Source organism: Herbaspirillum sp. Her3 (genome assembly GCF_057961275.1).
Genome location: NZ_CM176328.1, coordinates 4,115,284 through 4,127,569, shown reverse-complemented (window position 1 = coordinate 4,127,569; position 12,286 = coordinate 4,115,284). Strand labels below are relative to the sequence as shown.

Annotated in this window: 10 protein-coding genes; 5 read left to right on the top strand and 5 right to left on the bottom strand. The window is 63.3% G+C overall.

All coding sequences use genetic code 11. The features are described from left to right. Window positions 1-11: 11 nt before the first annotated feature. Together ACVC5H_RS18875 and ACVC5H_RS18870 are read right to left on the bottom strand one after the other, a co-directional pair. Window positions 12-869 (bottom strand): hypothetical protein, encoded by an 858-nt coding sequence (locus tag ACVC5H_RS18875; protein WP_489619297.1) that lies wholly within the window; start codon window positions 867-869, stop codon window positions 12-14. A 104-nt stretch (window positions 870-973) separates the two neighbouring features. Then, window positions 974-1,642 carry a helix-turn-helix transcriptional regulator gene (locus tag ACVC5H_RS18870; RefSeq protein WP_489619296.1) on the bottom strand — a complete coding sequence of 223 codons (669 nt, stop codon included), beginning with the start codon at window positions 1,640-1,642 and terminating at the stop codon, window positions 974-976. A gap of 156 nt (window positions 1,643-1,798) precedes the next feature. Between ACVC5H_RS18870 and ACVC5H_RS18865 the strand changes: the two genes are divergently transcribed. Then, window positions 1,799-3,247, top strand: coding sequence for an MFS transporter (locus ACVC5H_RS18865; protein WP_489619295.1), 1,449 nt, complete (start codon window positions 1,799-1,801; stop codon window positions 3,245-3,247). A 114-nt stretch (window positions 3,248-3,361) separates the two neighbouring features. Here the strand turns inward: ACVC5H_RS18865 and ACVC5H_RS18860 are convergent, their stop codons facing one another. After that, a complete protein-coding gene (locus ACVC5H_RS18860; RefSeq protein ID WP_489619294.1) occupies window positions 3,362-3,952 on the bottom strand; it encodes an IMPACT family protein in 591 nt (196 codons plus the stop codon). A gap of 13 nt (window positions 3,953-3,965) precedes the next feature. Beyond that, window positions 3,966-4,865, bottom strand: a complete 900-nt coding sequence (locus tag ACVC5H_RS18855; protein ID WP_489619293.1) for a hypothetical protein — start codon at window positions 4,863-4,865, stop codon at window positions 3,966-3,968. 135 nt (window positions 4,866-5,000) lie between these two features. Here ACVC5H_RS18855 and ACVC5H_RS18850 point away from each other — a divergent pair, with 135 nt between their 5' ends. Next, the gene (locus tag ACVC5H_RS18850) at window positions 5,001-5,978 is read left to right on the top strand and encodes a patatin-like phospholipase family protein (RefSeq protein ID WP_489619292.1); all 978 of its coding nucleotides are present in this window, start codon (window positions 5,001-5,003) and stop codon (window positions 5,976-5,978) included. Between the two features lie 91 nt (window positions 5,979-6,069). Here ACVC5H_RS18850 and ACVC5H_RS18845 read toward each other — a convergent pair whose 3' ends face one another. Continuing rightward, a complete protein-coding gene (locus ACVC5H_RS18845; protein ID WP_489619291.1) occupies window positions 6,070-6,675 on the bottom strand; it encodes a C40 family peptidase in 606 nt (201 codons plus the stop codon). A 351-nt stretch (window positions 6,676-7,026) separates the two neighbouring features. Here ACVC5H_RS18845 and ACVC5H_RS18840 point away from each other — a divergent pair, with 351 nt between their 5' ends. From ACVC5H_RS18840 to carB, 3 genes are all read left to right on the top strand, one after another. Beyond that, window positions 7,027-7,434, top strand: a complete 408-nt coding sequence (locus ACVC5H_RS18840; RefSeq protein WP_008326828.1) for a GlcG/HbpS family heme-binding protein — start codon at window positions 7,027-7,029, stop codon at window positions 7,432-7,434. A 299-nt stretch (window positions 7,435-7,733) separates the two neighbouring features. Beyond that, window positions 7,734-8,897 (top strand): glutamine-hydrolyzing carbamoyl-phosphate synthase small subunit, encoded by a 1,164-nt coding sequence (carA, locus tag ACVC5H_RS18835; RefSeq protein WP_489619290.1) that lies wholly within the window; start codon window positions 7,734-7,736, stop codon window positions 8,895-8,897. Further along, the gene (gene carB, locus ACVC5H_RS18830) at window positions 8,890-12,123 is read left to right on the top strand and encodes a carbamoyl-phosphate synthase large subunit (RefSeq protein ID WP_489619289.1); all 3,234 of its coding nucleotides are present in this window, start codon (window positions 8,890-8,892) and stop codon (window positions 12,121-12,123) included. Before carA ends, carB begins: the two co-directional genes overlap by 8 nt. Window positions 12,124-12,286: the final 163 nt, after the last annotated feature.

The window sequence follows — 12,286 nt, the reverse complement described above, 5'->3', positions numbered from 1 at the left end:
GCCGCTCGGCCCTAGCGCAACATGCCGTGCCAGGTAGGTTGTTTTTCTTCGTGATAGTAAGGACGGGTCAGCGGCGCCGACATCACCTGTTCATCACCCAGCACCGTGACCGTCAACAGGCCGGGCGGACCGTCGTAGCGGCGGCAGGCCTGGGCTGAATTGCGGTTGTTGTGCATGTCCACCACCAGCAGGCGCTTCTCTTCTTCGCTCATGCCCGGGGTGGGCGGCGGCGCCATGCGCTTGGGCGGGATCACCAGGGCGTCGCCCGGTTCGATCCACAGGTCGGCCAGGCTGATTTCATTGACGTAGGGCCGCCAGCGCGCCACCGTGATCACCAGTGGTTCGGGCCCGCGTGAAAAGAAGATGTGGGCGAAGTCGTGATACTCGAGGTCGGTGGCATTCCAGGTCAGCAGCTCGCGACTGCGGCCATCGCCCAGGTAGGGCGATTCATAGCCGGCCCATTTGCCATAGGTGTACTCGGCCATGACCAGGCCGTCATAGGCAAAGCGCAGGCACTGGCCGCTGCGCAGCAGGGTGGCGCCGAAGGCCTGGGCGTTCTCCGGCGTGGCAGGCAGCGGCTCGTAGCGTACCTCGGGGACGCGAAAATCAAATTCGGTAATCTCGTAGGCGGGCCAGTCCTTGGGCGTGACCGTGCGTTGCCAATGCGCAATGTCGCGATAGGTCACGCCGCGTTGCAGCGCCGGTGCTTCCGGTGCCAGCGCGATGAGTTCGCCGCTGGCGGTCGCGCTTTGGCGGCCTGTCCCGCGCTCGTTGAGCATGTACGGATACTGCGTAGTGTCGAGCAAGGGCGTTGACGGGCCGTCCTTGATGAAGAGAACGGGATCGAAATCACTCTGGTCTGGTGGCATGGCTTCCCCTGATTGGTGGCGTGGTGGTGGCCGCCAGGCCTCCCCCGAGGCTGCGCGGCGCACGCGATCTTCGCACAGTTCGGCTGCGCGGGGCAGCCCGCGATTCAGTGCGCGGCCATGCGTTGGATGCGATAGACACAGCGCCTGCCCCCGGTGGGCAGGTGTTCCTCCCGGCTGACGCACACCTCCGGTCCCAGCACGTCGACAAAGAGCTGCAGCTCGGAGCGGCAGAAGCCTTGGCAACTGTTGGCAGCGGCGCAGATCGGGCAGTGGTCCTCGATGAGCAGCCAATCCTTTCCGTCCTTTTCCACCCGGGCCATGTAACCCTCGGCGCTGCGCAATTCGGCCAGCCTTTGCAGCCGTTTGGCCAGCGCGGTAATGCCCTGGCACTGCAGCAGGTAGTCGGCGCGCATGTCCTTTTCGCGCTGCTCAATGAGCTTGTGCAGGCCGGGTTCGCCAAAGAGTTGTCGGATCGAGCCGATCAATTGCACCGTCAACTGCGCATGGGTATCGGGAAAGCGGCGATGGCCGTTGCCGCTCAGTTCCCAATCCTGGCGCGGACGGCCCGCACGGACCGGGCTGATGGCCTGGCGCGGGCTGATCAAGCCTTCGGCCGCCAGCTTCTGTAATTGCTGGCGCGCCGCTTCCGGGGTGATCTGCAATTCTCCTGCCAGCTCCGCAGTGGAGGCCGGCCCGCGTGTCTTGAGCCTGAGCAGGATGCGCTCGGCAGTGCTGGGGGCGGTGTCTGCCGCGGGGCGATCATCGGTCGTCATATTTTCCAAGTGTTTACTTGTTTAATTAAAAAAAAGCTTTTACCATGGGCGGTAATTAAGCAAGAAATTACTTGCATATTATCCTGGTGGCCGGTCCTTGTCGATCCGGCCCCTGGCAGTTCATCGCTCATGCTGCATAGAGAAAGGCCCGTTGCCATGACCCATTCTTCTCCTTCCTCCCTTTCCCCCAGTCCCGCCTCCGTGCCGACAGCGGCAGCCAGCTGGGGTGAACTGCTTGGGCCGCAGCATCGCTGGCGCGCCGTGGCGCTGACCGGCGGGGTGGCTCTTCATGCGATCAATGTGCATATCGTCACCACTATCCTGCCTTCGGTTGTGCGCGACATTGGCGGGTTGGACTATTACGCCTGGAACGTGACCTTGTTCGTGGCGGCCTCCATCGTCGGTTCCGCGCTGACCGGCAAGTTGATGACGGCACTGGGCGCGCGCCTGACCTATCTGCTGGCGCTGGGGGTATTCGGCACGGGTGCAATGCTGTGCGCCAGCGCCGGCGAAATGGGGGGGATGCTGGCGGGGCGTGCCGTGCAGGGCCTGGGCGGCGGCCTGCTGGCGGCATTGGGCTATGCGCTCATTGCCCTGGTATTTGAAGCGCGGATGTGGCCGCGTGCCATTGCACTGGTCTCGGGCATGTGGGGCCTTTCGACCCTGCTGGGGCCGGCCGTGGGCGGCTTGTTTGCGGCCAGCGGGTATTGGCGTCTGGCCTTTTTTGCCTTGTTGCCGCTGCTGGCAGCCCAGGCCCTGCTGGTATGGCGGCAACTGGGTAAAGGAGTGGTGCGGGCAGCGCAAGGGACGCAGCAGACGGCGCCGTTCGGGCGCATCCTGCTACTGGCAGGATCGGTGCTGCTGGTGGCCCTGGCGGCACAGACCGAGGGGGGCTGGCTGGCCTTGGCCTGCGTGCTGGGTGGTGTAGTGCTGGCGTTGTGGATGGCGCGCATCGATCTGCGGTATCGTCGCAACCTCTTGCCGCGCGAGGCCTATCGGCCGCGCACCGTGATGGGCGCGGTGATGGCCTGCATCGCCTTGCTGGTGATCGGCAGTTGCGTGGAAATCTTCCTGCCTTACTTCCTGCAGACCTTGCATGGCTATACCCCGCTGGCCGCCGGTTATGCGACGGCCGCCATGGCGGCGGGCTGGAGCCTGGGTTCGCTGGGCGGCTCGGGGCTGGGCGGGCAGGCCGCCTTGCGCATGATCCGTCTCGGGCCCTGCCTGATGGCGCTGTCAATGGCGGCTCTGGCGCTGTTGATGCCGGCGCAGCTGTTGCCCTCCGGCCTGCTGGCCGATGGCTTGATCGTGCTGGCGCTGGGGGCGAGCGGACTGGGTATCGGCATGGGATGGCCGCATCTGGTGGCGCGGGCGCTGCATGCGGCGCGGCCAGGCGAGGAGAATCTCACCTCGGCGGCCATCACCACCGTGCAGCTCTTTGCCATGGCCCTGGGGGCGGCGCTGGCTGGGCTTATTGCCAACCAGTGCGGGCTGGGCGAGGGGGGCGACACGACTGCCCGCACAGCCTGGGTGCTCCTGGCGCTGTTCACATTGGCGCCGGGGGCCGCGATAGGCTTGGCGCACAGCTTGACCCGCCATCGTTGAGGCGGTCATGGATGAGTCAGCCTCGTTGAGTGAAATCGACTATCACCTGCTGGTGGCCGAGTTCGACATGCTGTGGTCGCGTGCGCCAGCGCCGGGTTTGCGTGCACGCATGGATCAGATGATGCGTTTGATCTCAGCGTTCGAAGAGAGCCGGCGGATGGCTTCTTCTGCCTGCGACAGCGCCGCCTCGGGCAGGCGCAGATGAAGGTGGGCCAGGGTGTCGTGGCGGCTGGCCAGCAGTTCGTATTTCTGCTGGGCCAGCCAGTGGCGCAGCTGCGGTTCGGCTGAATAGACTACGCCGATCTCGATCTCGGCCTGGGCCACGCGTTCGGTGCGTTCCGTACTCTTGAGCGCAGTGGCGATGGCATCGGTGTAGGCCCGCACCAGGCCGCCTGCGCCCAGCTTCACGCCACCGTAATAGCGCACCACCATGGCCAGCACGCCATCGAGTTCGTGATGGCGCAGCACTTCCAGCATCGGGCGTCCGGCCGTGCCGGACGGTTCGCCATCGTCGGACATGCCCGACTGGCCACCGGCCATCAGCGCCCAGCAGACGTGGGTGGCGCTGCGATGGGCATCACGCATCTTTGCGATCTCCTGCATGGCCGCCTCGCGGCCGGGCACCGGCATGACGATGCCGATGAAGCGGCTCTTGCGGATCTCCAGTTCGATTTCGGCGCGCTGGGCGAGGGTGAAGGTGGCCATGAGGGTGAGTGCTTCAGTCCTGCTGCGAGGCTGTGTTCTTGAGCAGGGCCAGCTCGGCACGCAGGCCCTGGTTTTCTTCGGACAGGCGCGCCACGCGGGCCTGTAGCGTAGCGATCTCGCGGCGCAGGGTGGCCGTCAGTTCGTTTTCCTGGCCTTCCACCAGCGGGATGGCTGTTTCGCTTGCGCCATCCTCGGCCTTGGGCGTGCGCGGGGTGCGGGTGGCGGCTTTCTGTTCGCGTACCTTCTTGGCGGCTTCGCGCAATTCCTTCTTGCCGCCCGCCACGGCGCTGACCTGCGCTTGGCTGGGCAGGGTCGCCACGGCCGCGGCGGCATTGATGGAGATGGCACCGCTGCGCACGGCCTCCACCAGCTCGGGCGCGGCGGTCTTGCGGATGCGGTCGATCTGGCCGATGGTGGCGCTGCTGATGCCAGCGGCACGGGCGATGTCTTCGCGGGTCTTGATGCGGCCGGTGTTGTCGTCGGCATGCCAGGGATCGTCGCCGGACTCGCTGGGTTCGCTTGCGGCCGCACCTTCGGTGGCGGCGCTCTCGTCGTCGGCGTTCCTGGCCGGCTTGGCCTCGGCCTTGGTGCGGGCGGCGATGATGTCACGCTTGCGCAGGGCCAGCATGCCGCGCTGGAAGTCGGAGACGCTGCGGCGGCCGAGCTGGTTATCGATCATCCACAGCAGCACGTCTTCCAGCGATTGGAAACTGTCGTTCTGGATAGTCTTGAAGGACAGATCGTACTTGCTGCAGATTTCGTAACGGTTGTGACCATCGATGAGCACGTCGCCCCACAGTACCAGCGCATCGCGGCAGCCTTCGGCCAGCAGGCTGCGCTCCAGCGCGGCGTATTCGTTGGGGGTGAGGGGATCGATGTACTGCTTCAGTTCTTCGTTGATGACGATATTCATGGGACTGTGACGCGGGGGCGCCTGGACTGAATCGAAAAGCCGGGGGTCGCATTCTACACCACCCCCTGCCGCGCTCTGCGGGCGACCATGGCGCTTGCAGTACAATGTCGGGCTTCGTCACTGACTCTTCGTGTCATGCGCTTCTCCTTCCGTTTGATGGCTGCGGCCATCGCCTCTGCCTTGCTCCTGTCTGCCTGCGGTACCTCGTCCCTGTTGCCGGGGAGCACGGCCTCCAAGCCGGTGGAGACCGGTGCCAACGCCACCAGCGGCGCGATGGCTCCGGTGGCGCCCAGCGCGACGGCCGCGCCCACGTCGCGCAAGATCAAGATCGGCCTAGCCTTGGGCGGCGGGGCGGCGCGTGGCTTTGCGCATATCGGCGTGATCAAGGCGCTGGAAGCCCAGGGCATCACCGTGGATGTGGTGGCCGGGACCAGCGCCGGCAGCCTGGTGGGGGCGCTCTATGCGGCCGGCAACGATGGCTTCGCCTTGCAGAAGCTGGCCCTGGCCATGGATGAAGCGGCCATCTCGGACTGGTCGGTGCCGCTGTTCGCCAAGGTCAGTGGCGTGATCAAGGGGGAGGGCGTGCAGAACTACGTCAACAAGGCGGTGCACAACGTCCCCATCGAGAAATTCAAGATTCCCTTCGGCGCGGTGGCCACTGACCTGCGCACCGGCCAGCCCATCCTGTTCCAGCGCGGCAATGCGGGCACGGCGGTGCGGGCGTCCTCGGCGGTGCCCGGGGTGTTCCAGTCGGTCAGGATCGGGGACCACACCTATGTCGATGGCGGGCTGGTGTCGCCGGTGCCGGTGCGCTTTGCGCGGCAGATGGGGGCGGATTTCGTGATTGCGGTCAACATCTCGTCCAATCCGGAGGCGCAGGCGGCTTCCAGCAGCTCCATTGACGTGCTGCTGCAGACCTTCGCCATCATGGGCCAGACCATCAACCAGTATGAGTTGAAGAATGCCGACATCGTACTGCAGCCGGCACTGGGCGCAATGAAGGGCAGCGACTTCGCCAGCCGCAACATGGCTATCCTGGCCGGCGAGCAGGCGGCCACGGCGGCCATGCCCGAGATCAAGCGCAAGCTGAAGCTGATGACCACCGGGAATTGATGGTTCAGCCGTTTTTCGCGGGAATATGAAGGAAATAAAAAGGCCGCTGATCCAGCGGCCTTTTGCTATGCGGTGTGCACCGTGATGGTGATCATTTCTGCTCGTCGTCGTCACCGGCGATGATGCGGCGTGCACCATTGAAGCGCTTCTTCCAGTAGGACTCGTCCATGCTCTCGATGCGCACCTGGCCACCGGCCGAGGGGGAGTGGATGAACTTGCCATCGCCCAGGTAGATGCCCACGTGCGAGAAGCCACGGCGCAGCGTGTTGTAGAACACCAGGTCGCCCGGCTGCAGGTTGTCGCTGCCGATCTTTTCACCCACACGGCTGATTTCCAGCGAGGTGCGCGGCAGGTCGGTGCCCCATGCTTCCTTGAAGACGTAACGGACCAGGCCGCTGCAATCCAGGCCCGTATCGGGCGAATTGCCGCCGTAGCGGTAATTGATGCCCAGCATGGCCAGGGCCTGGGTGGCCAGTTCGGAAGCGCGGTTGGTGATGTCTTGCAGGCGGGCGATCGCCAGATTGGTCTTGCTGATGAGCTGCTGGGCTTGGGGCGATGTTGCCTGGGGAGGGGGAAGATCCTGCGCTGCCAGGGAAAGGTCAGCGGAACAAGCCGATGCACTGATCCAGAGGCCGGCCGCCAGCGCGCATGCGCGAGCGGTTTGTCGTCGGATTCGGTCAGATCGGCGTAGGGTCATCGGGATCCTCTCAAAATAGGATTGCGGGACTGTAAGGTAAATCTTACGGCTTGTCAAAAGCTGGATTCGTGCCAGCTTGCCGGGCCGGGCGTATTTCCGGGGCAAAAGCGGTGTTTTCGACGGCTTCTTCCCGTAAGGGTTCCTCCTACGCAGGGCAGGAAAATAATTCGGGTAAAAGATTTACGTTTTGGGAAAAAGTTTCCTTGCCGCACGAAAAAGTCCGCAGGCAGGGCAGATGTCATGCAAGAAACTTCATCTTTGGCCTAAAGATGAGTTTGCCGGGCAGGATGTCAAAAAAGACTTTCTGGCCGTACAATCAGCGTTCATTTTTTTCTGCCTATCGGAGCAAACATGCAAACCAAACCGTTCCTGTCGCTGGATGACGTCAAGAAGATCGCTGCCGGCGCTGAAGCCGAAGCCCGTGCCAACAACTGGAACGTGGCCATCTCGGTGGTCGATGATGGCGGCCACCTGCTGTGGCTGCAGCGCATGGACGGCGCCGCGCCGATCTCGTCCCAGATCGCTCCGGCCAAGGCCCGCACCGCCGCGCTGGGCCGCCGCGAAAGCAAGATCTATGAAGACATGATCAACAACGGCCGCGTGTCCTTCCTGAGCGCCCCTGGCCTGGATGGCCTGCTCGAAGGCGGCGTGCCGGTGGTGGTCGATGGCCACTACGTCGGCGCCGTGGGCGTTTCGGGCGTGAAGTCCTCGGAAGACGTGCAGATCGCCAAGGCCGGTATCGCTGCCCTGGGCCTGTAATTCCCGCCACGCCGGCAGCCCTGCCTGCCGGCGTTTCCCTTCTTGTTGCACCCCATTTCGGTGCATCTTTACGCCAACTTTCGGCAATCTACGATTTGCCGGAGGGTAGCTTTTGCGCTATAATCGAGCGGTTTAGCCAATTTTATCCGCCGTAGCGCATACCCATTCCTCTTCCTCGTTCCCAACAGGCCCTGCCACGCTTCCGTACTGAATGAGTCGGGGTGTTCGCGCGGGTCGGTTTGGCGCGCAAAGGTCTTCCGGTCATCCAGCCGCGGCGGTAACAATCTCAGGAGTTACCCTTGCTGCCTCTTCTTTCCGGTCCCGCGATTCCGGCCGTCCTCGCGCTCGCAGACGGGTCTGTCTTCCAAGGTTTTTCCATCGGCGCCGCAGGCAATACCACCGGTGAGGTGGTCTTCAATACCGCGATGACCGGCTACCAGGAAATCCTGACCGATCCCAGCTACAGCCGCCAGATCGTCACCCTCACTTATCCGCACATCGGCAACACGGGCGTGAACCGTGAAGACGTCGAAGCCGCGCAGATCCACGCCGCCGGCCTCATCATCAAGGACCTGCCGCGCCTGCTGTCGAACTTCCGCAGCCAGCAATCCCTGTCGGATTACCTGAAGGAAGGCAACATCGTCTCCATCGCCGGCATCGATACCCGCAAGCTGACCCGCATCCTGCGCGAGAAGGGCGCGCAGAACGGCGCCATCGTGGCAGGTGAAGCCGATATCGCTGCGGCTACCGCCAAGGCACTGGAACTGGCGCGCGCCTTCCCCGGCCTGGCCGGCATGGACCTGGCCAAGGTGGTCTCCACCCGGAAAGCCTACAACTGGACCGAGACCGAATGGCGCCTGGGTCGCGGCTATGGCCAGCAGATCACGCCGAAATTCCACGTGGTCGCCTTCGATTACGGCGTCAAGTACAACATCCTGCGCATGCTGGCCGAGCGCGGCTGCAAGGTCACCGTGCTGCCGGCGCAAGCCACCGCGGCCGAAGCACTGGCCCTCAATCCCGACGGCATCTTCCTCTCCAACGGTCCTGGCGATCCGGAACCCTGTGATTACGCCATCGCCGCTTCCAAGGAGCTGATCGAGCGCGGTATCCCGACCTTCGGCATCTGCCTGGGTCACCAGATCATGGCCCTGGCCTCCGGTGCCAAGACCCTCAAGATGAAGTTCGGCCACCACGGCGCCAACCACCCGGTGCAGGATCTGGACAGCAAGCAGGTGATGATCACCTCGCAGAACCACGGTTTCGCCGTGGACCAGGCGACCCTGCCGGCCAACTGCCGCGTGACCCATGTGTCGCTCTTCGATGGCTCGCTGCAAGGCTTCGAGCGTACCGACAAACCTGCTTTCTGCTTCCAGGGCCACCCCGAAGCATCCCCTGGACCGCATGACATCGCTCCCCTGTTCGACAAGTTCGTGGCGATGATGGAGAAGAAACAAAATGCCTAAGCGTACTGACATCAAAAGCATCCTGATCATTGGCGCTGGCCCGATCATCATCGGCCAGGCCTGCGAATTCGACTATTCCGGCGCCCAGGCCTGCAAGGCCCTGCGTGAAGAAGGTTTCAAGGTCATCCTGGTCAACAGCAACCCGGCCACCATCATGACCGACCCGGAAATGGCCGATGCCACCTACATCGAGCCGATCACCTGGCAAGCTGTCGAGCGCATCATCGCCAAGGAAAAGCCTGACGCCATCCTGCCGACCATGGGCGGCCAGACCGCGCTGAACTGCGCGCTGGACCTGCACCGCCACGGCGTGCTGGAAAAGTACAAGGTCGAACTGATCGGCGCCACCCCGGAAGCCATCGACAAGGCCGAGGACCGCTCCAAGTTCAAGGAAGCGATGACCAAGATCGGCCTGGGTTCGGCCCGTTCGGGCGTGTCGCACACGATGGAAGAATCGTGGGCAGTGCAGAAGACCATCGGTTTCCCGGTCATCATCCGTCCGTCCTTCACCATGGGCGGCACCGGTGGCGGCATCGCCTACAACGCCGAGGAATTCGAAACCATCTGCAAGCGCGGCCTGGAAGCCTCGCCGACGTCCGAATTGCTGATCGAGGAATCGCTGATCGGCTGGAAGGAATACGAAATGGAAGTGGTCCGCGACAAGGCGGACAACTGCATCATCGTCTGCTCCATCGAAAACCTGGATCCGATGGGCGTGCACACCGGTGACTCCATCACGGTCGCACCGGCACAGACGCTGACCGACAAGGAATACCAGATCATGCGTAACGCCTCGCTGGCGGTGCTGCGTGAAATCGGTGTGGATACGGGCGGCTCCAACGTGCAGTTCTCGGTCAACCCGGCTGATGGCCGCATGATCGTCATCGAAATGAACCCGCGCGTCTCGCGCTCCTCGGCGCTGGCTTCCAAGGCCACGGGCTTTCCGATCGCCAAGATCGCCGCCAAGCTGGCCGTGGGCTTCACGCTCGACGAACTGCGCAACGAGATCACCGGTGGCGCGACCCCGGCGTCCTTCGAGCCGTCCATCGACTACGTGGTGACCAAGATCCCGCGTTTCACCTTCGAGAAATTCCCGCAGGCCGACAAGCACCTGACCACCCAGATGAAGTCCGTGGGTGAAGTCATGGCCATCGGCCGTACCTTCCAGGAATCCTTCCAGAAAGCCCTGCGCGGCCTGGAGGTGGGTGTGGACGGTATGAACGAAAAGACCACCGACCGCGAAATCATCGAGAAGGAACTCGGTGAACCCGGTCCGGACCGCATCTGGTACGTGGGCGATGCCTTCGCCCAAGGCTTCTCGCTGGAAGAAGTGCACAATCTGACCCACATTGACCCGTGGTTCCTGTCGCAGATCAAGGAGATCGTCGACATCGAACTGTGGCTGGAAAAGGATGTGGCGCTGGAGTCGCTGGACAAGGCGACCCTGTTCCAGCTGAAGCAGAAGGGCTTCTCGGATCGCCGCCTGGCCAAGCTGTTGAAGACCACCGACACCGCCGTGCGCGAACAGCGCAAGAAGCTGGGTGTGCGTCCGGTCTTCAAGCGCGTCGATACCTGTGCGGGCGAGTTCTCGACCGATACCGCCTACATGTATTCGACCTATGACGAAGAGTGCGAATCCAACCCGACCGACAAGAAGAAGATCATGGTGCTGGGCGGTGGCCCGAACCGTATCGGCCAGGGCATCGAGTTCGACTACTGCTGCGTGCACGCGGCACTGGCGATGCGCGATGACGGTTACGAAACCATCATGGTCAACTGCAACCCGGAAACCGTCTCGACCGACTACGACACTTCCGACCGCCTGTACTTCGAGCCGGTGACGCTGGAAGACGTGCTGGAAATCGTCGACAAGGAAAAGCCGGTCGGCGTGATCGTCCAGTACGGCGGCCAGACCCCGCTGAAGCTGGCGCTGGATCTGGAAGCCAATGGCGTGCCCATCGTCGGCACCTCGCCCGACATGATCGACGCCGCCGAAGACCGCGAGCGCTTCCAGAAGCTGCTGCAGGACCTCGGCCTGCGCCAGCCGCCCAACCGTACCGCCCGTACCGAAGCCGATGCGCTGCAACTGGCGCAGGAAATCGGTTACCCGCTGGTGGTGCGCCCGTCCTACGTGCTGGGTGGCCGCGCCATGGAAATCGTCCACGAGCAGCGTGACCTGGAGCGCTACATGCGCGAAGCCGTCAAGGTCTCGCATGATTCGCCGGTGTTGCTGGACCGTTTCCTGAATGATGCCATCGAAGTGGACGTGGATTGCCTCTCCGACGGTGAACGTACCTTCATCGGCGGCGTGATGGAACACATCGAACAGGCCGGCGTGCACTCGGGCGACTCGGCCTGCTCGCTGCCGCCGTATTCGCTGTCCAAGGACACCATCGAGGAACTGAAGCGCCAGACCGCACTGATGGCCAAGGGCCTGAACGTGGTCGGCCTGATGAACGTGCAGTTCGCCATCCAGCAAAATGAAGTCGATGGCAAGACCGTCGATACTGTCTTCGTGCTGGAAGTGAACCCGCGTGCATCGCGCACCGTGCCCTTCGTCTCCAAGGCCACCGGCCTGCAACTGGCCAAGATCGCCGCGCGCTGCATGGTCGGCCAGTCGCTGGACAGCCAGGGCATCAAGAACGAAGTGGTGCCACCTTACTACAGCGTCAAGGAAGCCGTTTTCCCCTTCGTGAAGTTCCCGGGCGTGGATACCATCCTCGGCCCCGAGATGAAGTCCACCGGCGAAGTCATGGGTGTGGGCAAGACCTTCGGCGAAGCCTTCGTGAAGTCGCAGATGGGTGCCGGCGTGAAGCTGCCGAAGTCGGGCAAGGTCTTCCTGTCGGTGAAGAACAGCGACAAGCCGCGTGCCGTGCAAGTGGCGCGCGACCTGGTGGCGCTGGGCTTCTCGATTGTCGCCACCAAGGGTACGGCTGCTTCCATCAGTGCGGCCGGCATCCCGGTGGCCACCGTCAACAAGGTGGTGGAAGGCCGTCCGCACGTCGTGGATATGGTCAAGAACAACGAGATCGCCCTGGTGGTGAATACCGTTGAAGAAAAGCGCAACGCCATTGCCGACTCCGGAGCGATCCGTACCTCGGCCCTGGCCGCCCGCGTGACCACCTTCACCACCATCGCCGGTGCCGAAGCCGCAGTGGAAGGCATGCGCCATCTGGACGCCCTGGACGTCTACGATTTACAAGGCCTGCATAAAGCTATACACTAAACCCACAACACGTGATTTTTGCTGGCTTTAGTTGACGCCAGCAGGCAAAGAGGGCATCTGAGCAATCGATGCCCTCTCTGACTTTTGGACGACACCCTGCGGCCACAACACTCCAATGTTGCAGGGCAGATGCGTCCGGGGACGCTAAGGACATGACGCCGCC